Origin of the sequence: Rhodopseudomonas palustris, from assembly GCF_013415845.1 — a bacterium.
GTDB classification, from domain to species: domain Bacteria; phylum Pseudomonadota; class Alphaproteobacteria; order Rhizobiales; family Xanthobacteraceae; genus Rhodopseudomonas; species Rhodopseudomonas palustris_F.
The window spans coordinates 989,349-1,010,681 of the sequence record NZ_CP058907.1 but is presented as its reverse complement, the minus strand read 5'-3'; the positions used below and the strand labels follow the sequence as shown (position 1 = coordinate 1,010,681).

The following is a 21,333-nucleotide window of genomic DNA, read 5'->3' as shown; positions in this document are numbered from 1 at the left end:
TTCGATTCGAGTTCCGCACCGCGCTGAGGCAGATAACCGCCGCAACCGCTTCCTTCCGCGCCGTGCTGTGCCATATTGGGTGAAACAGCCGCTTCCGGCAAACCGGAGACAGAACAGACGATGGCTTCAGGCCCTTCCCCGCGCCAGGCGATGGAGATCGAACTCGACAAGCTGTCGTCGCCGCGAATCTTCCTGGTGCGGATGCTGGTGTTCCTGGTGCTGTGCGCGCTGATCGTGGTGGTGCTGTACAAGCAGATCCTGGCTGCCTTCATGGCCAATCCGGGCCTCAACGGCCTGATCTGCGCGGTGCTGGTGATCGGCATCGTGCTGGCCTTCCGCCAGGTGATCCGGCTGTATCCCGAAGTCGCCTGGGTCAACAATTTCCGCATCAGCGATCCAGGCCTCGCCCTCGACCGGCGGCCGAGCCTGCTGGCGCCGATGGCCGCGATGCTCGGCGGCGAGCGCTCGGGCCGAATCGCGATCTCGCCGCAGACGATGCGGCATCTGCTCGACTCGATCGCCACGAGGCTCGACGAAGCGCGCGACATCTCGCGCTACATGACCGGCCTGTTGGTCTTCCTCGGCCTGCTCGGCACCTTCTGGGGCCTGATCGAGACCGTCAGCTCGATCGGCGGAGTGATCGGCAGCCTGAAAGTCACCGGCGACGCCGGCTCGCTGTTCGACACGCTGAAGGAAGGCCTCGCCGCCCCGCTCGGCGGCATGGGGATTTCGTTCTCGTCGTCGCTGTTCGGCCTCGCCGGCTCGCTGGTCCTCGGCTTCCTCGATCTGCAATCCAGCCAGGCGCAGAACCGGTTCTATACCGACCTCGAAGACTGGCTGGCTTCGACGGTGCGCGGCTCGGTGGACGATGGCGCGTTCGCCGGCAGCGCGGATCTGCAGGCCGCGCTGGAGCGGCTGCGGCTGACGCTGGAAGATGGCGGCGCCAACCGCGCCACCACCGCTGCGATGGCCAACCTCGCCAATGCGATCCAGAGCCTGGTCGGGCACATGCGCAACGAGCAGCAGATGATCCGCGAATGGGCGGACGCCCAGGGCGAGCAGAACCGCGAGATCAAGGAGCTATTGTCCGCCCTGGTGAACCGGCCCGAGAAGAGCCTGCGCGAGCCGGAGAAGAGCTGATGGCGCTGGCCCGCGGCCGCCGGCAGGAGTCCGGCTTCAACTACTGGCCGGGCTTCGTCGATGCGCTGTCGACGCTGATCCTCGGCATCGTGTTCCTGCTCACGGTATTTCTGGTGGTGCAGTTCTTCCTGTCGCAGGAGGTCACCGGCAAGGACAAGGCACTGGCCGAGCTGAACGCCAAGATCGCCCAGCTCAACGACATCCTGTCGCTGGCAAAACTCGGCAAGCTCAATCTGGAGGAGCAGCTCGCGCAGATGCGCGCCGGGCTGTCGGCCGCCGAGAGCGAGCGTGACCGGGTCAAGGGCCTGTATGATGGCCTCGCCGGCGCCGGCAACGACGCCGCCGGTCGCGCCACCGAACTCAACAAAGCGCTGGATTCGGAAAAGCAGATCTCGGCGCGCGCACTGGCGCAGGTCGAGGTGCTGAACCAGCAGATCGCCGCGCTGCGCCGCCAGCTCGCCGCGCTCGAAGAGGCGCTCGACGCATCCGAAAAGCGCGGCAAGGAGTCCCAGAACAAGATCGCCGATCTCGGCCAGCGGCTGAACGTCGCGCTGGCGCAGCGGGTACAGGAGCTGTCGCGCTACCGCTCGGAGTTCTTCGGCCGTCTGCGCGCCATCCTCGGCGACCGGCCCGACATCCGCATCGTCGGCGATCGCTTCGTGTTCCAGTCCGAAGTGTTCTTCGACACCGGCCAGGCACTACTGCTGCCGGAAGGCCGCGCCGAGCTCGACAAGGTCGCCGACGCGCTGAAGGAGCTCGACAAGAAGATCCCGGCCGAGCTGCCTTGGGTGGTCCGGGTCGACGGCCATACCGACAAGCGGCCGATCACAGGCAGCTTCAAGTCGAACTGGGAGCTGTCGAGCGCCCGCGCCATCTCAGTCGTGCAATATCTGATGTCGCGCGGCGTGCCGGCGCAGCGTCTGGTCGCCGCCGGCTTCGCCGAATTCCAGCCGCTCGACACCGCCGATACCGACGATGCCTACAAGCGCAACCGCCGGATCGAACTGAAGCTGACGGAGCGGTGAAGCGTCTTTTTCACCCTCGAGTTCGTCATTCCGGGGCGCGCGTAGCGCGACCCCGGAATCTCGACCAGCGCCCTTGTCAGATTCCGGGTTCGCGCGCAGCTTCGCTGCGCCCGCCCCGGAATGACTTAGCGCTTGATTGATCAGCATGCCCACCTTCACCCTCCGCCCCTACACCGAAGCCGACGAAGACCCCGCTATCGCGCTGTGGCTGCGGACCTGGCAGCTCGCCTACCCGGCGATCGACTTCACCAAGCGGGTCGACTGGTGGCGCGAGCGCTGGCGCACCGAGCTGGTGCCGCAGGCCGCCATCATCGTCGCCGAGCAGGACCGCACCCTCATCGGCTTCGTCACCATCGACGCGGCCGGTTATCTTGATCAGCTCGTGGTCGAACCCGAGCATTGGGGCTGGGGTGTCGCCGAAGCGCTGGTGGACGAAGCCAAGCGGCGCTCGCCGACCGAGGTCACCCTCAAGGTCAACGCCGACAACTACCGCGCCATCAAATTCTATCGCCGCAACGGCTTCGCAGTGACCAGCGAGGAGCTCAATAGCTCCGGCCGGCCGGTGCTGAACATGCTGTGGCGGCCGGCTTAGCGTGTCGTCAGTTCAACCAGCACAATAGTCATCCTCCGCGAATGCGGAGGATCCAGTATTCCGAAGCGTTGCTTTGGAAGTGAAAGGCTCGGGCTACTGGATCGCCCGCCTGCGCGGGCGATGACGGCGTTGATGAGGCGAACCTACGCCGCCTCGAACTGCAGCTTCGCGAGACGCGCGTAGAGGCCGCCGCGGGCGACGAGCTGGGCATGGGTGCCCTGTTCGACGATGCGGCCGTGCTCCATCACCACGATGCGGTCGCACGACAGCACGGTGGCGAGCCGATGGGCGATCACCAACGTGGTGCGGTCGCGCATCAGCTGCTGCAGCGCGGTTTGCACCAGCACTTCGCTTTCAGCGTCGAGCGACGAAGTCGCCTCGTCCAGCAGCAGCAGCGGCGCGTCGCGCAGGATCGCGCGGGCGATGGCGATCCGCTGGCGCTGGCCGCCGGACAACGTCACGCCGCGTTCGCCGAGCTTGGTGTCGAAACCTTCCGGCAGACGCGAGATGAATTCGGTGGCGTGAGCCTGCTGGGCGGCGCGCTCGACGTCGAGCTCGCTGGCGTCGTCGCGGCCGAAGCTGATGTTGTCGCGCGCGGTTGCGGCGAACACCACCGAGTCCTGCGGCACCAGAGCGATCCGCTCGCGGACCGCCTGCGGATCGGCGGCGTTGATGGCGACACCGTCCAGCGCAATAATGCCGGAGGTCGGATCGTAGAACCGCAGCAACAGATGAAACAGCGTGCTCTTGCCGGCGCCGGAGGGGCCGACGATCGCGACCTTCTCACCGGCCTTGATGCTCAGCGACAGGCCGTCGAGCGCCAGGAAGTCCGGCCGGGTCGGATAGGAGAAGCTGACATTGTCGAACAGCACGTCGCCGCGCACCGGCATCGGCAGCGCCTTCGGCTTCGCCGGCGCGGCGATCTCGGGCTTCACCCGCAGGATTTCGAACAGCCGCTCGGCCGCGCCCGAGGCCGCCGAGACTTCGCCCCACACTTCGCTGAGCTGGCCGAGGCTGGAGGCGGCAAACACCGCATACAGAATGAACTGGCCGAGCCGGCCCGGCGACATGGCGCCGATGGCGACGTCGTGCGAGCCGACCCACAGGATCGCCACCACGCTGGCGAACACGATGAAGATGATGATCGCGGTGAGCAGCGCCCGCGCCCCGGTCGAACTGCGCGCCGCCTCGTAGGACTCTTCGACCGCGCCGCCGAACCGCGCATTGGCGACGCGTTCGTTGGTGTAGGCCTGCACGGTACGGATCGCGCCGACCAGTTCGGCCGCATAGGCCGAAGCGTCCGCCAGCGTGTCCTGCGCATTGCGCGACAGCCTCCGCACCCAGCGCCCGAACGCCACCAGCGGAATCACGATCAGCGGAATCGCCGCCAGCACGAAGCCGGACAGCCGCGGGCTCGAGATCACCATCATCGAGATCGCGCCGACGAACAGCAGCATGTTGCGCAGCGCGATCGACACCGAGGCGCCGACGGCGGATTTGATTTGGGTGGTATCGGCGGTCAGCCGCGAAATCAGCTCGCCGCTGCGGGCGGAATCGAAGAACGCCGGCGACAGCGCCGTGAGATGCCGGAACACGTCGCGCCGGACGTCGGCGACGATCCGCTCGCCGATCGTCATCACCAGGTAATACCGGGCCGCGCTGGCGGCCGCGAGTACCACCACGACGCCGAGCATGACGCTGAAATAGCCGTTGATCAGCTCGACACCTTCGGCGCTGAAGCCGAAATCGATCAGCCGACGCACCGCGACAGGAACCACCAGGGTCGTGGCGGCCGCGACGATCAGGGCGATCAGCGCCAGCGTGGCGCGGCCGCGGTAGCGGGCCACATACGGCATCAGCGAGAGCAGCGGCTTCAGCCGGCTGCGCTTGACGACGGCCGCGACCTCCTCGACCTGGCTCGGATCGGCATCGGCCCGCAAGGTGCCGGTGCGCGGCCCGACGTTCTCGGTCGCCGCGATCGCGTCCAGCGACAAACTGATCGCCGACGCGTCGGAGTTGGAGCTCTGCGGTTTATTCGGTGCCGTCATTCGGAACTGCCAAATCGATGAAAACGCTTTAGCTGGCACCACATAGGCCGCAATGCCCGCGGCTGGCAAATCCGGGACAACCCGGTCACCGGATCGTGTGCAGTGCCTTGTGCATGCGGCGCGCCTGGGATATAGAGCCCGGCAAATTCGCCCGAAATCATCGCGATGCAGGCGCCGGCGAGCGCAAGGGATCACCCATGAAGACCGAAATTCACCCGGACTATCATACCATTACCGTCGTCATGACCGACGGGACCGAGTACCAGACGCGGTCGACCTGGGGCAAAGAGGGCGACAAGCTGAACCTCGACATCGACCCGAAGTCGCATCCGGCGTGGACCGGCGGCACCCAGCAGGTGCTGGACCGCGGCGGCCGCGTGTCGCGCTTCCAGAAGAAGTTCTCGGGCTTCCTCAAGAAGGATTGAGCCGGCGCCGGCTTTTCGCCGGCTGCTCGCCGCTTCTTTCGAGACCCAATACGACAAACGCCCCGCTCGCGCGGGGCGTTTTGCGTTGGCAGATCAAATCGCTGCGGGCCTTGGGCGCTGGGGTAACCAGCCGGTCCCCCAAAAATGCCAATGGCCGGGGCGAGCCCGGCCACAGCCACTTTTATTGTGGTCCACCTTAATTGTGGTCCACGACGGAGACGTCAGTTCTCGAACGCGGCCTTCAGCATATTGAGCTGCGGCACCAGCGGGTTGCCGAGCGCCGGCGGCTCCGGCGGGGTGTGCATGGTGGAGTCGAGCCGGCGGATCCGGCTTTGCAGGCTCATCGACCGCGCGATCAGCGACTGCAGCTGCTCCGGCAGCCGTTCCAGCACGTCGGGCGCGCCCGGATCAGCGGCCGACAGCTTGACCTTGGTCTTTTCGCGGTTGGCCTGGATCAGCGTCATCTCGCCTTCCTTCACCGCCCGGTGCAGCAGCAGCCAGGAGGCGAGCTGCATCAGCCGGGTGGTCAGGCGCATGCTTTCGGTGGCGTAGCTCAGGCTCACCGCGCGGTCGAGCTGCTTGGCCTCCGCGCGGCCGTCGCCGTCGAGATAGGCGGCGGTCTCTTCGACCAGATCCATGCCCTCCCGAAACAGAGCAGTGAACGCTGCCGAACTGGTCAGCCGTTCGCTGAGCACCACCAGAGCGGATTCGCCCTGCGCGACATCAGACATGGTCAACGCCTCACACTACCGGATACTTGTGCCGGCTCGCGAAGGTGCGCACCGGCTTATGATGAACAAATCATTACGCCGCCTATGCGTGGAGTCCAGCGGACCCGCGCGCAAAGGTTAACGCAGCTTCAGAGACAGCATTGTGGCGGTCAATGACCAAAGCGTGACGCCGGCACTGCGGACGATACCGAGGCCAAAAAAGAGCCGCCGTTTCCGGCGGCTTTTAAGTTGATAACAGGGAGGCGTCAAAACAGAGTGGACAGGAGCCACTCGGTCCAAAGATGGACATCCACAGTAATAGGCGGGAAAGCTTAATCGCGCGTAAATGAGCGGATTTGTTTACGGTCGATTTGCCATACCGCGGCCGCCAGCAAATGTCCCAGCATGAGACAGCGGCGCGCCCTGCTATCAACTTTTCGTTCAAGATTTGAAGATGCGATCCGCTGCTTCGCGGGTCGCGCGCTTCATCGTCAGCGCGGTTTCGAGGCGGGCGATTTCGGCCTGCAGTAAAGCGATACGCCCGCTGAGTTCTTCAACCGACAGCAGCGACAAATCCTGTCCGATGTCGTGGCTGGTCTTGGTCCTCGGCTTGTCGTCTTCTTCGATCGCCATATCGTGCCTCGCCCGTTCGTGATCCGCTGCGGTTGCCAGCCGCCCTCCGGCTGTCTAATCACAACCTACTTCGCCAGATGACACCCACCCGCCTCGCCAGCCAAGGAAAAATCATGGAACCGATCCCTTCGCAAATGACCGTGGTTGGGATCAGCAAGCCCGGCGGTCCCGAGGTCCTGCTGCCCGAGACGCGGGACGTGCCGAAGCCCGGCCCCGGGGAAATCCTGGTCAAAGTTGCGGCCGCCGGCGTCAATCGTCCCGATGTGGCACAGCGCTCCGGCAGCTATCCGCCGCCGCCCGGCGCAAGCGATCTGCCGGGCCTGGAAATCGCCGGCGAAGTAGTGGCGCTCGGCGACGGCGCCTCCCGGCACAAGCTCGGCGACAAGGTGATGTCGCTGGTGGCTGGTGGCGGCTACGCGGAATATTGCATCGCCCAGGACGCGCAGGCGATGAAGGTACCGGCCGCCTATTCGATGATCGAAGCCGGCGCCACGCCCGAGACGCTGATGACGGTGTGGCACAACGTGTTCGAGCGCGGCGGCCTGCAGCCCGGCGAAACGTTGCTGGTGCACGGCGGCTCGTCCGGTATCGGTACGATGGCGATCCAGCTTGCGGTCGCGCTCGGATCGAAAGTGATCACCACCGTCGGCTCGCAGGACAAAGCCGACGCCTGCCTCAAGCTCGGCGCCAGCCGCGCCATCAACTACAAGACCGAGGATTTCGTCGCGGCGGTGAAGGAAGCCACTGGCGGCAAGGGCGTCGAGGTGATCCTCGACATGGTCGGCGGCGATTACATCGAGCGCAACTACGACGCCGCGGCGATGGACGGCCGCATCGTGCAGATCGCGTTCCTTGGCGGTGCCAAGGCCAACGTCAACTTCGTCAAGCTGATGACCAAGCGGCTGCACCACACCGGCTCGACGCTGCGGCCGCGCTCCAACGCCGATAAGGCCGCGATGGTCGCGGCGATCGAAGCCAAGGTGCTACCTCTGCTCGAGCAGGGCCGGATCAAGCCGCTGATCGACGGCACCTTCGCGCTGCGGGACGCCGCCGATGCTCACCGGCGGATGGAAACCAGCCAACATATTGGCAAAATTGTGTTGACTGTGTGAGTGGGGCTACCCCGGGGGCCGGCGAGAGAGTCTATGTTTTCGCACGCTTTCATGGCATCTATCCGGGGCTCGTGGCGCGCGGGGCCGCGCCATTCGGACTGGTGTGAACGCGGAGAACCGACTTGCGTCTAATCAGATGCCTCGCGCTGCTGGCGCTGGGCGTGATGTTGGTTGCGGCTGCTCCGCAGGCTCACGCCCTCGATGCCGTCAGTGTCCGCAGCGACGCGCCGGCGATCGACCTCACCGGCGTGCTGGAGCATCTGCACAGCGACAACGACCGGGTTCAGATTTCCACCGCGCCCGGCAATGATGGCATCGTCCGCCGCGTCGAGGTGCGCGCCCGCGAAGGCGGTCAGAACTGGGTGGTGTTCGCGCTCGCCAACAACTCCGACGACCAGCTCGATCGTTTGATCGTGGCGCCGCATTATCGGATGGTCGGCTCCGGACTGTTGTGGCCCGACCTCGGCATGTCGCGCATTGCCACCATCACGCCGTCGACCGGCGACCGCCCCGAGCGGCAGGACAGCGCGACCGCCGACATCTTCCGCGTCACGCTCGATCCCGGCTCGGTGATCACCTTCGTGGCCGAGCTGCGCACCGACAAGCTGCCGCAGCTCTATCTGTGGGAGCCGGAAGCCTACAAGGACAAGGTCAACTCGTTCACGCTGTACCAGGGCATCGTGATCGGCATCTCCGGCCTGTTGGCGCTGGTGCTGACCATCCTGTTCGTGGTCAAGGGCAGCATCATGTTCCCGGCCGCTGCGGCGCTGGCCTGGGCGGTGCTGGTCTATATCGGCATCGATTTCGGCTTCTGGGGCAAGGTGCTGGACATGTCGTCCGGCGCCGAACGGGTTTGGCGCGCTTCGGGCGAAGCGATCCTTGCGGCAACGCTGCTCGTGTTCCTGTTCGCCTATCTCAATCTCAGTCGCTGGCACGTCCGCTATTCGCACATCACGTTGGGATGGCTCGCCTTCCTTGGCTCGCTGGTGGCGCTGGCGCTGTTCGATCCGGCGGTCGCGTCCGGGATCGCCCGGATTTCCCTGGTGGCGATCGCGTTCGCCGGCTTCGCGCTGATCGTCTATCTGTCGACCCACGGCTTCGACCGCGCGGTGCTGCTGATCCCGACCTGGTTCCTGCTGGTGGTGTGGGTGGTGGCCTCCGGCATGGCGGTGGCAGGCACCGTCACCAACGACATCGTCGGCCCGGCGCTGCTCGGCGGCCTGGTGCTGATCGTGATGCTGATCGGCTTCACCGTGATGCAGCACGCGTTCTCGGGTGGCGGCGCCACCGGCGGAGTGATCTCCGACGTCGAGCGCCGCGCCCTGGCGCTGATCGGCTCCGGCGATCTGATCTGGGATTGGGACGTCTCGGCCGACAAGGTGTTCACCAGCCCCGAGACCGAAGCGCTGCTCGGCCTGAAGCGCGGCGCGCTGGAAGGCTCCGCTGCGAGCTGGCTCGAAGTCTTGCACCCGCTCGACCAGGACCGCTTCCGCGCCGCGCTCGACAGCGTGCTCGACCAGCGCCGCGGCCGGCTGACCCAGGATTTCCGGCTGCGCACCCCGGACGGCCACTTCATGTGGTTCTCTCTGAAGGCGCGCCCGGTGGTCGGCACCGACGGCGAAGTCACCCGCGTGGTCGGCACCCTGACCGACGTCACCGAAATCAAGAACGCCGAAGAGCGGATGCTGCACGACAGCGTGCACGACAACCTCACCGGCCTGCCCAACCGCAAGCTGTTCATCGACCGGCTCGGCGCGGTGTCGAACTTCGCCAAGACCATGCCGACGCTGCGGCCGACCCTGATGGTAATCGACCTCGACCGCTTCAAGCAGGTCAACGATTCCGTCGGCATCGCGGTCGGCGATTCCATCCTGCTGACGCTGGCGCGCCGGCTCAGCCGCATCCTGAAGCCGCAGGACACGCTGGCGCGGATCGCCGGTGATCAGTTCGGGCTGATCCTGCTGTCGGAGCAGGACCCGGCCAAGATCACCGCCTTCGCCGAGACCATCCGCAAGACCATCAAGGCGCCGATCGCGTTCAACGACCGCGAGATCTTCCTCACCGCCTCGATCGGCCTCGCCCTGTCCGACCCGCAGACCCAGCTGTCCGACGAGATCATCAAGGACGCCGAGCTGGCGATGTATCATTCGAAGCGGATCGGCGGCGACCGCATCGACGTTTACAAGCCGGCCATGCGGGCGCGGAAGTCGGACCGGCTGACGCTGGAATCCGAATTGCGCCGGGCGATCGAGCGCAAGGAAATCACCATCCTGTACCAGCCGATCGTGCGGCTCGAGGATCGGTCGATCGCAGGCTTCGAAGCACTCGCGCGCTGGGATCATCCCAAGCTCGGACGGATGTCGCCGAGCGAGTTCATCTCGATCGCCGAAGAGATCGGACTGATCGTCGAACTCGGCACCTTCGTGCTCGACCAGACCGCCAAGCAGCTCTCGATCTGGCAGCGTGCGATGCGCGCCCGCGAGCCGATCTTCGCATCGGTCAACGTGTCGTCCCGGCAGCTGCTGCGCCACGATCTGCTGCACGACATCCGCACCGTGACGTCGCGCTCGTCGGTGGCGCGCGGCACGCTGAAGCTCGAGCTCACCGAATCGCTGGTGATGGAGAATCCGGAGCACGCGGCGCAGATGCTGCAGCGGATCCGCGAACTCGGCGTCGGCCTGGCGCTCGACGATTTCGGCACCGGCCACTCGTCGCTGAGCTACCTGCAGCGCTTCCCGTTCGATACCATCAAGATCGACCAGTCGTTCGTCCGCACGACCAGCCGCGGCACCCGCCCGGTGATCCTGAAGTCGATCATCGCGCTGGCGCACGACCTCGGCATGGACGTGGTGGCGGAAGGCGCCGAGACGGATTCGGATGCGGTGGAGCTGTATCAGCTCGGCTGCGAATACGCCCAGGGCTTCGCCTTCGGCGAACCGATGGACGTCGATGCGGCGATGAAGCTGCTGACCGAAGAACAGCGCCTGGAAGCGGCGAGCTGACAGCGGAATCGTCAAGCACAGCGTCATTGCCGGGCTTGACCCGGCAATCCATCATCCTTCGCAAAGAGTCTTCAATGAGCGCGCTGACGCGCACGATGGATGCGCGGGTCAAGCCCGCGCATGACGGCCATTATGCAGGATGCGGGGTCCTTCCGCAGGCGATGACGTTTGTGCGTGGGGCTGCCTAGGCGCACTACCCCGACGTGCCGACTTGCGAGGGCCTACGCGTGCCCGGCCTCTGCTGACAGCATCCCAGGCTCGATGCCGAGCTTGTGCAGCGCGCGGTCGTATTTTTCTTCGATGTCATCGCCGAAGATCAGATCGGCATCGGCGTCGCAGTGCAGCCAGCCGTTTTCCTGGATTTCGTTTTCGAGCTGGCCGGGCGCCCAGCCGGCATAGCCGAGCGCCAGGATGGCGTGCTTCGGGCCGGTGCCGCCGGCGATCGCCTTGAGGATGTCCACGGTGGCGGTCAGACAAATGCCGTCATCGATCGGCAGTGTCGCGTCCTTGATGAAGAAGTCGCTCGAATGCAGCACGAATCCGCGGCCGGTTTCGACCGGTCCGCCCCTCAGCACCTTCATGGACTCGGCGTGATCGGGAAGCTTGATCTGCTCCGGCTTCTCGACGATGTCGAGCTGCACCAGCAGTTCGGGGAAATCGATGCTGCCCGCCGGGCGATTGACGATGATCCCCATGGCGCCTTCCGATGAATGCGCGCAAATGTAGATCACCGAGCGCGCAAAACGCTCATCTTCCATCACTGGCATCGCGATCAGGAGCTGGCCATCGAGATAGCTCGGCCCATCACCGCGCGCCTTCGCTGCGGCGGGCTTCTTGGCTGCGCCGGACTTCGGCCTTTTGGATGCAGTCTCCATCAGGGGATCCTCGCGTTGCACCATCATCCTGATATCGGGTGCCGATCCTGTCAATCAATCTCGGGCCGCCGAATAGTCGCGGTTTCACCGCCATTTCAGTGGCCCCGGCCTCGCGCAAACCGTAGATACGCCAGATGACCGCATTCGTTCCGTCTCGTGCCGTTCTGTTCGCCGCCGCCGTGCTCGCGGCCTCCGCCTGCGGCGCCCGCGCCGACGACGTGTCGCCATGGGTCACCGAGCAACATTCCGCCGTCCGGCTGCTGGCCGGCTCGCGCAGCGGCGGCGTGCTGCTGGGTGGCATTGCCTTCCAGCTGCAGCCCGGCTGGAAGACTTATTGGCGCACGCCAGGAGATTCCGGCGTGCCGCCGCGGTTCGACTTCTCCAAGTCCGAGAACGTCGAGGCGGTGACGGTCCTGTGGCCGGCACCGCAGGCGTTTTCGGACGGCGCTGGCGGCACGTCGCTCGGCTACAAGGAGCAGGTGGTGCTGCCGCTGCGCATCGTGACCAAACATGCCGACAAGCCGGTGACACTGCGTGTCACTGTTGACTACGCGGTGTGCGAGAAGCTGTGCATTCCGGTGGTGGCGAGCCCTGAACTGGAGTTTGCCAGCGTCGCCTCGACCCAGGACGGAGCGCTCGCCGCAGCACTCGACACCGTGCCCGTGCCCGCGAGTGTCGGCGACAGCAACCCGGTGACGATCCGCGACGTCGTCCGCAAGGGCGACAAGGACGTCGAAGTGGATGTTGTCGCGCCAACCGGCGCCAAGGTCAGCCTGTTCGTTGAAGGCCCGACGCCCGAATGGGCGCTACCGGTGCCGAAGGAAATCAAGGGCGCGCAGCCCGGCCTGCGCCGCTTCAGCTTCGCACTCGACGGCCTCCCCTCCGGGGCCCAGGCCACCGGCGCGGCGCTGAAGTTCACGCTGGTCGGTCCCGACAAGGCTTACGAGTTCAACGTCACGCTCGAGTAGCGCGGACGCGCGGATCAGCGCCCGCTCCGACGCTTGCGGCCGAGACGTCCTAGCCGGTCGGCGAGGAATTCCGACAGCACCTCGACCCGAGCCGGCCGCGGTCCGCCAGGCGGCGTCACCAGATGTACAGCGCCCTCGCGCTGGTGCCAGCCATCCAGGATCACTTCGACCTCACCGGCCGCGATCGCATCGCCGACGATGAACTCCGGCAGGTCGGCGATGCCGAGCCCGGCGATCACCGAGGGCAGCAGCGCCTCGCCGTTGTTGACCCGCAGCGGCCCGCCCGGCCGCACCGCGACCTGATCGCCGGCGTCGTTGCTGTAGTGCCAGGTGTTCGGCGTCGACAGATAGGCGTAGCCGAGGCAGCGGTGCTGGGCGAGATGCATCGGATGCGTCGGCCGGCCGTATGCTTCCAGATACGTCTTGGACGCCACCGTGTAGCGCGGCATCGCGCACAGCCGCCGTGCCACCAGAGATGAATCCGGCAGCGTGGCGATGCGAACGCCGGCGTCGAAGCCGTCGCCGATCAGATCGACCATCGCGTCCGACAGATGCAGGTCGATCGACACGTCCGGATAGGCGGCGAAGAACTCCGGCAGCAGCGGCGCGATCACCTTGACGCCGAACGTCATCGGCACCGCCAGCCGCACCAGGCCGCGCGGCGCCGCGGATTGCGCCAGCGCCTCGGCCTCGGCGGCCTCGCCGTCGGCGAGCAGCTGCGCGGCGCGTTCGGCGAGCCGGTGCCCGGCATCGGTCAGCGCCAGCCGCCGCGAGGTGCGGTTGAACAGCCGCGCGCCGAGCCGGGTCTCCAGCCGGGTCACCGCCTTCGACACCGTCGCCTTGGACAGCCCGAACTCGGCCGCCACCGCCGCAAACGAGCGCAGCTCCACCACCTTGGCGAAGATCGCCAGCGCTTCGAAGTCTGGAAGACTGCTCATGGTACCGCAATAGCTCGATTTCAGAAACAATGAGTTTCGATCATTTCTATTTATGAAACGATTGGCGCCCCTTATTCAAGAGCCAACGCAAGTCACTGGCGCCAACCCGGCGCCCGACATGAGGAGGCTTCAATGATTGAACTCCGTCCCTTCGACCGGCTCGGCGGCGCCGACCATGGCTGGCTCAAGGCCAAGCATCACTTCTCGTTCGCCAGCTACTACGACCCCAACAATATGGGCCACGGCGCCCTAAGGGTCTGGAACGACGATGAGATCGCCCCGGATACCGGCTTCCCGCCGCATCCGCATCGCGACATGGAGATCATCACCTATGTGCGCGACGGCGCAATCACCCACCAGGACTCACTGGGCAACAAGGGCCGCACCCAAGCCGGCGACGTCCAGGTGATGAGTGCGGGTTCGGGCGTCCGGCACTCCGAATACAACCTCGAGCCGGAGACCACCCGGATCTTCCAGATCTGGATCGAGCCGACGCAAGGCGGCGGCCAGCCGACCTGGGGCTCCAAGCCGTTCCCGAAGGCTGACCGCTCCGGCAAGCTCGTCACCATCGCGTCCGGCTTTGCATCCGACATCGACGCACTGCCGATCCGCGCCGACGCACGGGTGCTGGCGACGACGCTGAAGGCCGGCGAGACCGCCACCTACGACGCTGAGAAGGCGCGGCACCTGTATTTCGTCCCGGCCGTCGGCAGCGTCGAAGTCAACGGCGTCCGCGTCAACGCCCGCGACGGCGCTGCGATCCACGGCGAAACAAAGCTGACCATCACGGCGCTCGCAGACGCCGAGCTGGTGCTGGTCGACGCGGCGTAAGGCGCCCCAACACACAACACGTCATGCGCGGGCTCGACCCGCGCATCCATCCTCTTCGCAAGAATCGTGGCGAGGAAAGATGGATGGCCGGGCCTTCGCCGCGCCGAAGGGGGCTTCGGCCCCGCAGGCGGGTCAAGCCCGGCCATGACGGCCTACTAACATTTTCAACTCCCCACCCCATCACCAACCAAACGGAGACTCCCATGGCGAAGGTTCTGGTTCTTTACTACTCGGCTTACGGTCACATCGAAGCGATGGCCAACGCGGTCGCCGAAGGCGCGCGTGAGGCCGGCGCGCAGGTCGACATCAAGCGCGTGCCCGAACTGGTGCCGCCGGACGTGGCCAAGGCGTCGCACTACAAGCTCGATCAGGCCGCGCCGGTCGCGACCATCGAAGACCTCGCCAATTACGACGCGATCGTCATCGGCACCGGCACCCGGTTCGGTCGCATGGCGTCGCAGATGTCCAACTTCCTGGATCAGGCCGGCGGCCTGTGGGCGCGCGGCGCGCTGAACGGCAAGGTCGGCGGCGCCTTCACCTCGACCGCCACCCAGCATGGCGGCCAGGAAACCACGCTGTTTTCGATCATCACCAACCTGCTGCATTTCGGCATGGTGGTGGTCGGCCTCAATTACGGCTTCGGCGACCAGATGCGGCTCGACCAGGTCACCGGCGGTGCGCCCTATGGCGCCACCACGATCACCGGCGGCGACGGCTCGCGCCAGCCGAGCGAAACCGAACTCGCCGGCGCGCGCTATCAAGGCAAGACCATCGCCGAGACCGCCATCAAGCTGCACGGCTGATCGGGAACGGCGGGGCGCCTAGACCGCGCCCCGCCGCCCTCCGGTCAATTTTAATGCAGATGCATCTATCGCATGCCTGCTGCGCTGCGGCTGGGCTACTGCGTCCGCTGCTTCGGCCCCATCTCCATGTTGCTAGTGGGGAGACGACGACATGCTCGAGATGGTTTTCATGCTTCAATTGGCGCGCAGCCCGCTGCAGGCGATGGCTAAGCGTATAGTTTGCAAGAGCCTCAGCATCGCGACCTATGGCAAGCGGCAGTGCCGGAGCTGTACCGGCGCCACCCCGCCCGACGCGGACTAATCGTTCAGGCCGCCGCCACACGCTAAGCCTCGCACGGCAACACTCTGCGAAATGCCGCTCTCCCTATCAGCGCCTCCCAACAAGAGACGATCTAACCGGGAGTGGGACGGGCGGACCGCAAACCTCGTCACGGCCCGTCCTCCCTCACATCAGCTTGTCGAGCGTCAGCGGCAGATCGCGAATGCGCTTGCCGGTGGCGTTGAACACCGCGTTGGTAGCCGCCGCGCCGACGCCGGTGATGCCGATCTCGCCGATGCCGCGGGCGCCCATCGGGGCACGCGGTGCCCAGAAGAACGCTGGCTCCCCAGGCCGATTCTAGCAGCGAGCCGGCTCGCCCTCAGCCGGACAAGCTTCCCTCACCCGCCAACGACCGAACGGTTTGCCTCATGCGCCGAATCGCGAGGCCAGGCGAACTCTCCGCGGCAGCTTCCGCCAAACGCAGAGACGGCAGCGTAGCGGTCGATCGGGATGTCGGGGATCGGAATTCGACGATGCTGGGGAATGGTGGGCGCGACAGGGATCGAACCTGTGACCCCCTCGATGTCAACGAGGTGCTCTCCCGCTGAGCTACGCGCCCTCAGATCGTCTTCACGGGTGGCGTCCCTATATCGGCTCCGAGCCGGTCAGGCAAGGACACCAAAGCAGGATTTCGACGCCAATTTCAGGCGGCCAACATCTTATTCACTTCGCTGACCAATTCCCGCAGGTGCACCGGCTTGGCCAGAACCTTGGCGTTCTTCGGCGCGTCCGAATCGGAATTCAGCGCCACCGCGGCGAATCCGGTGATGAACATGATCTTGATGTCGGGATCGAGTTCGGAGGCGCGGCGCGCCAGCTCGATTCCGTCCATCTCCGGCATCACGATGTCGGTCAGCAGCATTTCGAACGGCTCTTCGCGAAGCCGCTGGTATGCCGACATGCCGTTGTCGAACGAGGAGACCTGGAAGCCGGCGTTTTCCAACGCCTTGACCAGGAAGCGGCGCATGTCGTTGTCGTCTTCGGCGAGGAGAATCTTGTGCATGGTGGCTGGAACTTCAAATCCGGGCGAGGAAAACCGATCGATCCAGTTAGACCGAAGTCTGGTAAATTTCGGGTGAAATTCCCGTAGCCCGTCGCTTGGGGAAGTGAGGATAATCCTGCGCCCGATCGGCCTTTGAATCAACAATCCGCAGGCAGGCACTTTTGTTCGGCTCCGGCGTTTCCGACACCGCTCTCTGGAATGATTTTGCTTGGCAGCGTCGGCCCGATTGCCGACAATACCGCTCACCAAATCACCAGACGCGCTGTCGCACAGGCAGGAGACCGGCGGATTTGACGGGTGGCGGACGAAAATGACCGAGTTCGACGGTGAGTTCTCCCCCGCCTTCGAGATCGCCGAACCGGCGGTCTGGCGCGCCCCGATCATTTTCAATTCGCCGCATTCCGGCTCGGTCTATCCGAACGCCTTCCTGAACGCCTCGCGGATCGATCTCGAAGCGCTGCAGCGCTCCGAAGATTCGTTCATGGACGAGCTGATCGGCCACCTGATTCACGACGGCTTTTCGGTGGTCCGGGTGCATTTCCCGCGCTCCTATATCGACGTCAATCGCGAGCCTTACGAACTCGATCCCAGGATGTTCAACGGCCGGCTGCCGAGTTTTGCCAACACCCGCTCGATGCGGGTCGCCGGCGGGCTGGGCACGATCCCGCGTGTGGTCGGCGACGGCCAGGAGATCTACCACGAGCGCATCCACATCGATGACGCGCTCGGCCGGATCGAGACGCTGTACAAGCCGTATCACCGCGCGCTGCGCCGGCTGATCAACCAGGCGCACCAGCAGTTCGGCTCGGTGATCCTGGTCGACTGCCATTCGATGCCGTCGGTCGGCATCTCGCGCGACGAGCCGAAACGGCCGGACGTGGTGATCGGCGATCGCTACGGCACCAGTTGCTCGCCGCTGATCGCCACCGTGATCGAAGAGACGATGGCGGCGCGCGGCTATTCGACCGGTCGCAACAAGCCTTATGCGGGCGGCTTCATCACCGAGCATTACGGCAGCCCGGCCACCGGGCTGCACACCGTGCAGGTCGAGCTCAACCGGGCGATCTACATGGACGAGCGGCTGCGGCTGCGCAGCGACCGCTTTGCCACCGTGGCGGAGGATTTCAGCCGCCTCGCCGAGAGGCTGGCCGAGATACCGCTGGACGATCTCCGCCCCTTTCAGGCGGCGGCAGAGTAAACAGGCGGGCGGCCGGGCCGCTGTCTTCTCGCTCATCCCATGCCATCAATCTTTAACCACAAAGACGGGAACCGATTCAGCCCGCATTAACGCGGAACCTGCAATCTTCGGTTGTGAACTCCAAACCGCAGGCTATCCTGGGAGAACAACGTGAAGCGTCTTGTTCTGAAATTCTTGTCGGAAGAATCCGGCGCCACCGCTATTGAATACGGGCTGATCGCCGCCGGCATCTCGCTGGCGATCATCACCGCCGTCACCGGGCTCGGTGACAAACTGAATTCCACTTTCACCTCGGTGAAGGACGGCCTCACCGGCGGCTAGCAGACGATCGCTCGCGTCAGGGCTGCACCTCTTAAAAAAACCGGGCTCCACGGCCTTCTGGACGGCGTTCTCACTCTCCGACTGGTGGCAAGGCCAAGAGCGAATTAGGCTGCGGCCGAGAAGAGCCGACGAACAATCCGCAATCACGGTGGCTGCTGGCGAAGCGCAAGCGGCCACCCGCAAGCAGACGGAGCCGCCGGCCATGCCGAGCGGCGATCCAAAGAAAAGACAATCCGAAAAGAAAAAAGGGCCGCTTGCGATGGCAAGCGGCCCAAGTCTAGGGAGGAAACGCCCAAGGAGGGCAGCGATAGCGCGAGGCGCTACCGCACCGCAACAATATGCGATCGCGCCGCACAAAACGCAAGTGTTTTCAGGCGATTTTCCATGCAAAAAACGCATGTCAGAGCACCGTCCGCGCCGCGGAACGGCTAAAATTATTTGAGGTAGATCAATGAGATGGACGCGGTCGCGACCAAAGCCCGCACCGCGTCTTCGGACGATTCCGAGCGCTCTTGTCGCACTTGGTTCCGGCAGCGCCGCAAGCCGCTTCAAAGCTGTGAGTGCGGCTTATTGCCGACGATTCAGACTATGGACCGGGAGTCTCCCGCCATAATAAAGGAGCAAGGGTTCGGCCGCTCCCGTCTAGGATGATGGTGCGGTTCCATGTCCCGCCCGCAATGCTCGCAAAGGATCGCTCCGTGACGGTCATCGATTTCGCCGCCTTTATCGGCCGCCTTGCGACCTCGTCGGGCGACACCATCCTGCCGTTCTTCCGCACATCGCTCACGATCGACAACAAGCAGCCCGGCCGTGATTTCGACCCAGTGACCGAGGCCGATCGCGCCGCCGAGGCGGTGATGCGCCGGCTGATCAAGGCGAGCTTTCCCCAGCACGGCATCATCGGCGAAGAGTTCGGCAACGAGCGCGAGGACGCCGATTACGTCTGGGTGCTGGATCCGATCGACGGCACCAAATCCTTCATCGCCGGCTTTCCAGTGTGGGGCACACTGATCGCGCTGCTGCACAAGGGCGCGCCGGTGTTCGGCATGATGCATCAGCCCTTCATTGGCGAACGCTTCTCCGGCGACAATGGTTCGGCGACGTACAAAGGCCCGTCCGGCGAGCGCAAGCTCGGCGTGCGCCGCTGCGCCGCCATCAAGGACGCTACGCTGTTCACCACCTCGCCGCTGCTGATGAATGACGGTGATCGCGGCATCTTCGAGAAGGTGCAGGCCGAGGCGCGGCTGACCCGCTACGGCGGCGACTGCTATTCCTATTGTATGCTGGCCGCCGGTCAGCTCGATCTGGTGATCGAGACCGAGCTGAAGCCCTACGACGTCGCGGCGCTGATCCCGATCATCACCGGCGCCGGCGGCATCATCACCACCTGGGACGGCAAGCCAGCGCAGAATGGCGGCCGCATCGTCGCCGCCGGCGACAAACGCGTGCACGAAGCCGCGATGAAGATCCTCAACGCCTGAACCACGCCTTAGCCGTCATCGCCGCAGCCCTTCGATCAGGGCCCGCAGCACAGCAAGGCAACTCTCGCGATCGCCGCCGTGCGCGATCTCCAGCGCGGCACGATCGAACGCCGCGCCGAGCAGCTTCGCTGCCGCCTCGACCGGAATCGGCGCGATCGCTTTCTGCTCGATCGCCGCCCTCAAGCCCTCCCGCAGCGTCCTGACGCCGTGCCGCGCATCGATCGCGTCGGCTTCAGCGCGGCCGAGCACAGCAGGTGCCTCGATCAGCAGCAGACGCGTGCGGCCCGGCACCGCCATCGCGGCGAGATACGCCTCGCCCCCAGAAAGAAGCGTCTCGATCGCCGCGCCGTCCGCGGCACCGGCCTCGACCTCAGCCGCTACTGCTGCGGATTCGGCTTCAACGACAGCCCGGAACAGCGCCTGCTTGTCGGCGAAGTGGTGATACAGCGCACCGCGAGTGACGCCAGCAGCTTCCACCAGATCCGGCGTGCTGGTCTCCGCATAGCCGCGGGCCACAAACGCCTCTCGCGCTGCTGCGATCAGCGCTGCCTGGGTGGCGCCGGACCGTTCGGGATTGCTGCGTCGCTTCGTCGCCTTCATACATACAGCCTGCATGTTTTATACATACACACTGTATCTTTTTGTTGGCGAGGAGGAAAGCGATGCGATCGACCAGCTACTATCCGGTGATCATGACGTCGGACGTCGCCACGACGGCAGCGTTCTATTGCCGGCATTTCGGCTTCCGTCCGCTGTTCGAAGCAGACTGGTACGTCCACCTGCAGTCGACTGAAGATCCTGCCGTCAATCTGGCGATCCTCGACGGCCAGCATTCGACGATTCCCGCCGCCGGCCGCGGCCAGGTGTCGGGCCTGATTCTGAACTTCGAAGTCGACGATCCGGACAGTGAATATGACCGGCTGCAGCAGGCCGGTCTGCCGATCCTGCTGACGCTGCGCGACGAGGATTTCGGCCAGCGTCACTTCATCACCGCCGATCCGAACGGCGTGCTGATCGACATCATCAAGCCGATTCCGCGGAGCGCGAACTACGCGGCGCAGTATGCAGGTGGCGCTGCTGCCGCACAGCCATGAGCAGACCACGGGTTGTGTGAAGCTCGGCGAGTGTGCAAGCTGCGGCGGTGTTCGATCCGTTTCTCCTGATCATCGCTGCGGTCTTCGCGTTCGCCGGATTCATCAAAGGCGTCATCGGCCTTGGCTTGCCGACGGTGTCGATCGGATTGCTCGCCATCGCGATGCCGCCGGCTCAGGCGGTTGCCATCGTAATCGTGCCGGCGATCGTCACCAACATCTGGCAGACCTTCGTCGGCAGCTATCTGCGCGACATCCTACGCCGGCTGTGGCCGCTGCTGCTGGGCACCGTGATCGGCATTCGTCTCGGCGCCGGGCTGATGACCGGCCCCTATGCCCGCTACGGTTCGCTGGTGCTCGGCGTGCTGCTGGTGGCCTACGGCATTCTCGGCCTCAGCAAACGCAGCTTCCACCTCGCGCCGAGCCGCGAGAAATGGATCGGCGGTCCGGTCGGGCTGGTCACCGGCGTGATCTCGGCGGCGACCGGCGTGCAGGTGATTCCCTCGATGCCCTATCTACAGGCGATCGGGATGGAGAAGGACGAGCTGGTGCAGGCGCTCGGCGTGTTCTTCACCACGGCGACGCTGGCGCTGGCCGTCAACCTCACCGACGCCGGCCTGCTGTCGACCGCAACCGCGCTGCCCGGGCTGATCGCGCTGGTGGCCGCGTTCGCCGGCATGTTCGGCGGCCAGGCGGTGCGCACTCGGATGCATCCCGAGACGTTCCGGCGCTGGTTCCTGATCGCCCTGATCGGGCTCGGCCTGTATCTCGCCGCCACCACTCTGGTGAAGCTGTTCGGCTAAGCAGAGCGCCGCCGG

The 21,333-nt window shown here is 65.2% G+C and carries 21 protein-coding genes, 1 tRNA gene and 1 pseudogene; 14 read left to right on the top strand and 9 right to left on the bottom strand.

The genetic code is table 11. The features are described 5' to 3' along the window. Nucleotides 1-120: 120 nt before the first annotated feature. The 3 genes from HZF03_RS04660 to HZF03_RS04650 all read left to right on the top strand — a co-directional run bounded on the left by HZF03_RS04660 (nucleotide 121) and on the right by HZF03_RS04650 (nucleotide 2,757). Nucleotides 121-1,140, top strand: a complete 1,020-nt coding sequence (locus HZF03_RS04660) for a flagellar motor protein MotA (protein WP_119019245.1) — start codon at nucleotides 121-123, stop codon at nucleotides 1,138-1,140. Continuing rightward, the gene (locus HZF03_RS04655; protein WP_119019244.1) at nucleotides 1,140-2,165 is read left to right on the top strand and encodes a peptidoglycan -binding protein; all 1,026 of its coding nucleotides are present in this window, start codon (nucleotides 1,140-1,142) and stop codon (nucleotides 2,163-2,165) included. The genes HZF03_RS04660 and HZF03_RS04655 overlap by 1 nt, the downstream gene beginning before the upstream one ends. 145 nt (nucleotides 2,166-2,310) lie before the next feature. Beyond that, entirely contained in the window at nucleotides 2,311-2,757 is a 447-nt protein-coding gene (locus tag HZF03_RS04650; protein WP_119019243.1) for a GNAT family N-acetyltransferase, read from the top strand. Nucleotides 2,758-2,900: 143 nt separating this feature from the next. Here HZF03_RS04650 and HZF03_RS04645 read toward each other — a convergent pair whose 3' ends face one another. After that, nucleotides 2,901-4,805, bottom strand: a complete 1,905-nt coding sequence (locus HZF03_RS04645; protein ID WP_119019240.1) for an ABC transporter transmembrane domain-containing protein — start codon at nucleotides 4,803-4,805, stop codon at nucleotides 2,901-2,903. Nucleotides 4,806-5,002: 197 nt separating this feature from the next. On the opposite strand from HZF03_RS04645, the gene rpmE reads away from it, so the two are divergent. Next, nucleotides 5,003-5,230, top strand: a complete 228-nt coding sequence (rpmE, locus tag HZF03_RS04640) for a 50S ribosomal protein L31 (protein ID WP_011156453.1) — start codon at nucleotides 5,003-5,005, stop codon at nucleotides 5,228-5,230. Nucleotides 5,231-5,451: 221 nt separating this feature from the next. On the opposite strand, the gene rcdA is transcribed toward rpmE, so the two are convergent. Then, entirely contained in the window at nucleotides 5,452-5,961 is a 510-nt protein-coding gene (gene rcdA / locus HZF03_RS04635) for a protease adaptor protein RcdA (protein ID WP_011156452.1), read from the bottom strand. Nucleotides 5,962-6,381: 420 nt separating this feature from the next. Continuing rightward, on the bottom strand, nucleotides 6,382-6,573 hold the full coding sequence (locus tag HZF03_RS04630) for a DUF1192 domain-containing protein (RefSeq protein WP_011156451.1): 192 nt from the start codon (nucleotides 6,571-6,573) through the stop codon (nucleotides 6,382-6,384). Nucleotides 6,574-6,686: 113 nt separating this feature from the next. On the opposite strand from HZF03_RS04630, the gene HZF03_RS04625 reads away from it, so the two are divergent. Then, a complete protein-coding gene (locus HZF03_RS04625; protein WP_011156450.1) occupies nucleotides 6,687-7,685 on the top strand; it encodes an NAD(P)H-quinone oxidoreductase in 999 nt (332 codons plus the stop codon). Between the two features lie 122 nt (nucleotides 7,686-7,807). Next, entirely contained in the window at nucleotides 7,808-10,687 is a 2,880-nt protein-coding gene (locus HZF03_RS04620; RefSeq protein ID WP_011156449.1) for an EAL domain-containing protein, read from the top strand. Between the two features lie 221 nt (nucleotides 10,688-10,908). Here the strand turns inward: HZF03_RS04620 and HZF03_RS04615 are convergent, their stop codons facing one another. Further along, nucleotides 10,909-11,562, bottom strand: a complete 654-nt coding sequence (locus tag HZF03_RS04615) for a YqgE/AlgH family protein (RefSeq protein WP_011156448.1) — start codon at nucleotides 11,560-11,562, stop codon at nucleotides 10,909-10,911. A gap of 134 nt (nucleotides 11,563-11,696) precedes the next feature. On the opposite strand from HZF03_RS04615, the gene HZF03_RS04610 reads away from it, so the two are divergent. Beyond that, nucleotides 11,697-12,530: a protein-disulfide reductase DsbD domain-containing protein gene (locus HZF03_RS04610; RefSeq protein ID WP_119019239.1), complete on the top strand. Its 834-nt coding sequence runs from the start codon at nucleotides 11,697-11,699 to the stop codon at nucleotides 12,528-12,530. 14 nt (nucleotides 12,531-12,544) lie between these two features. Here HZF03_RS04610 and HZF03_RS04605 read toward each other — a convergent pair whose 3' ends face one another. Then, on the bottom strand, nucleotides 12,545-13,468 hold the full coding sequence (locus tag HZF03_RS04605) for a LysR family transcriptional regulator (RefSeq protein ID WP_011156446.1): 924 nt from the start codon (nucleotides 13,466-13,468) through the stop codon (nucleotides 12,545-12,547). A gap of 132 nt (nucleotides 13,469-13,600) precedes the next feature. Here HZF03_RS04605 and HZF03_RS04600 point away from each other — a divergent pair, with 132 nt between their 5' ends. Next, on the top strand, nucleotides 13,601-14,299 hold the full coding sequence (locus tag HZF03_RS04600) for a pirin family protein (RefSeq protein WP_119019238.1): 699 nt from the start codon (nucleotides 13,601-13,603) through the stop codon (nucleotides 14,297-14,299). Nucleotides 14,300-14,502: 203 nt separating this feature from the next. After that, on the top strand, nucleotides 14,503-15,102 hold the full coding sequence (gene wrbA / locus HZF03_RS04595) for an NAD(P)H:quinone oxidoreductase (protein ID WP_012494572.1): 600 nt from the start codon (nucleotides 14,503-14,505) through the stop codon (nucleotides 15,100-15,102). A 445-nt stretch (nucleotides 15,103-15,547) separates the two neighbouring features. Here the strand turns inward: wrbA and HZF03_RS04590 are convergent. From HZF03_RS04590 to cpdR, 3 genes and pseudogenes are all read right to left on the bottom strand, one after another. Beyond that, nucleotides 15,548-15,676, bottom strand: a pseudogene (locus HZF03_RS04590) (xanthine dehydrogenase family protein molybdopterin-binding subunit); the annotation flags it as partial. Nucleotides 15,677-15,905: 229 nt separating this feature from the next. Next, nucleotides 15,906-15,980: transfer RNA gene (locus HZF03_RS04585), tRNA-Val, on the bottom strand. Nucleotides 15,981-16,064: 84 nt separating this feature from the next. Next, the gene (gene cpdR / locus HZF03_RS04580) at nucleotides 16,065-16,424 is read right to left on the bottom strand and encodes a cell cycle two-component system response regulator CpdR (RefSeq protein ID WP_011156442.1); all 360 of its coding nucleotides are present in this window, start codon (nucleotides 16,422-16,424) and stop codon (nucleotides 16,065-16,067) included. 310 nt (nucleotides 16,425-16,734) lie between these two features. Here cpdR and HZF03_RS04575 point away from each other — a divergent pair, with 310 nt between their 5' ends. The 3 genes from HZF03_RS04575 (at nucleotide 16,735) to hisN (ending at nucleotide 19,424) form a co-directional block, all read left to right on the top strand. Continuing rightward, nucleotides 16,735-17,622: an N-formylglutamate amidohydrolase gene (locus HZF03_RS04575; protein ID WP_011156441.1), complete on the top strand. Its 888-nt coding sequence runs from the start codon at nucleotides 16,735-16,737 to the stop codon at nucleotides 17,620-17,622. A 150-nt stretch (nucleotides 17,623-17,772) separates the two neighbouring features. Continuing rightward, on the top strand, nucleotides 17,773-17,943 hold the full coding sequence (locus HZF03_RS04570) for a Flp family type IVb pilin (RefSeq protein ID WP_012494570.1): 171 nt from the start codon (nucleotides 17,773-17,775) through the stop codon (nucleotides 17,941-17,943). Nucleotides 17,944-18,641: 698 nt separating this feature from the next. After that, nucleotides 18,642-19,424 (top strand): histidinol-phosphatase, encoded by a 783-nt coding sequence (hisN, locus tag HZF03_RS04565; protein ID WP_012494569.1) that lies wholly within the window; start codon nucleotides 18,642-18,644, stop codon nucleotides 19,422-19,424. 15 nt (nucleotides 19,425-19,439) lie between these two features. On the opposite strand, the gene HZF03_RS04560 is transcribed toward hisN, so the two are convergent. After that, nucleotides 19,440-20,024 (bottom strand): TetR/AcrR family transcriptional regulator, encoded by a 585-nt coding sequence (locus tag HZF03_RS04560; protein ID WP_119019236.1) that lies wholly within the window; start codon nucleotides 20,022-20,024, stop codon nucleotides 19,440-19,442. 62 nt (nucleotides 20,025-20,086) lie between these two features. On the opposite strand from HZF03_RS04560, the gene HZF03_RS04555 reads away from it, so the two are divergent. Both HZF03_RS04555 and HZF03_RS04550 read left to right on the top strand, forming a co-directional pair. After that, nucleotides 20,087-20,518: a VOC family protein gene (locus HZF03_RS04555; RefSeq protein WP_119019235.1), complete on the top strand. Its 432-nt coding sequence runs from the start codon at nucleotides 20,087-20,089 to the stop codon at nucleotides 20,516-20,518. A gap of 32 nt (nucleotides 20,519-20,550) precedes the next feature. After that, nucleotides 20,551-21,318 (top strand): sulfite exporter TauE/SafE family protein, encoded by a 768-nt coding sequence (locus HZF03_RS04550; protein ID WP_119019234.1) that lies wholly within the window; start codon nucleotides 20,551-20,553, stop codon nucleotides 21,316-21,318. The last annotated feature ends 15 nt before the right edge of the window (nucleotides 21,319-21,333 follow it).

Bases quoted from the DNA above. Each gene is read 5' to 3' on its own strand.
- HZF03_RS04660 (WP_119019245.1), top strand. From the start codon at position 121: ATGGCTTCAGGCCCTTCCCCGCGCCAGGCGATGGAGATCGAACTCGAC.
- HZF03_RS04655 (WP_119019244.1), top strand. From the start codon at position 1,140: ATGGCGCTGGCCCGCGGCCGCCGGCAGGAGTCCGGCTTCAACTACTGG.
- HZF03_RS04650 (WP_119019243.1), top strand. From the start codon at position 2,311: ATGCCCACCTTCACCCTCCGCCCCTACACCGAAGCCGACGAAGACCCC.
- HZF03_RS04645 (WP_119019240.1), bottom strand. From the start codon at position 4,805: ATGACGGCACCGAATAAACCGCAGAGCTCCAACTCCGACGCGTCGGCG.
- rpmE (WP_011156453.1), top strand. From the start codon at position 5,003: ATGAAGACCGAAATTCACCCGGACTATCATACCATTACCGTCGTCATG.
- rcdA (WP_011156452.1), bottom strand. From the start codon at position 5,961: ATGTCTGATGTCGCGCAGGGCGAATCCGCTCTGGTGGTGCTCAGCGAA.
- HZF03_RS04630 (WP_011156451.1), bottom strand. From the start codon at position 6,573: ATGGCGATCGAAGAAGACGACAAGCCGAGGACCAAGACCAGCCACGAC.
- HZF03_RS04625 (WP_011156450.1), top strand. From the start codon at position 6,687: ATGGAACCGATCCCTTCGCAAATGACCGTGGTTGGGATCAGCAAGCCC.
- HZF03_RS04615 (WP_011156448.1), bottom strand. From the start codon at position 11,562: ATGGAGACTGCATCCAAAAGGCCGAAGTCCGGCGCAGCCAAGAAGCCC.
- HZF03_RS04610 (WP_119019239.1), top strand. From the start codon at position 11,697: ATGACCGCATTCGTTCCGTCTCGTGCCGTTCTGTTCGCCGCCGCCGTG.
- HZF03_RS04605 (WP_011156446.1), bottom strand. From the start codon at position 13,468: ATGAGCAGTCTTCCAGACTTCGAAGCGCTGGCGATCTTCGCCAAGGTG.
- HZF03_RS04600 (WP_119019238.1), top strand. From the start codon at position 13,601: ATGATTGAACTCCGTCCCTTCGACCGGCTCGGCGGCGCCGACCATGGC.
- wrbA (WP_012494572.1), top strand. From the start codon at position 14,503: ATGGCGAAGGTTCTGGTTCTTTACTACTCGGCTTACGGTCACATCGAA.
- cpdR (WP_011156442.1), bottom strand. From the start codon at position 16,424: ATGCACAAGATTCTCCTCGCCGAAGACGACAACGACATGCGCCGCTTC.
- HZF03_RS04575 (WP_011156441.1), top strand. From the start codon at position 16,735: ATGACCGAGTTCGACGGTGAGTTCTCCCCCGCCTTCGAGATCGCCGAA.
- HZF03_RS04560 (WP_119019236.1), bottom strand. From the start codon at position 20,024: ATGAAGGCGACGAAGCGACGCAGCAATCCCGAACGGTCCGGCGCCACC.
- HZF03_RS04555 (WP_119019235.1), top strand. From the start codon at position 20,087: ATGCGATCGACCAGCTACTATCCGGTGATCATGACGTCGGACGTCGCC.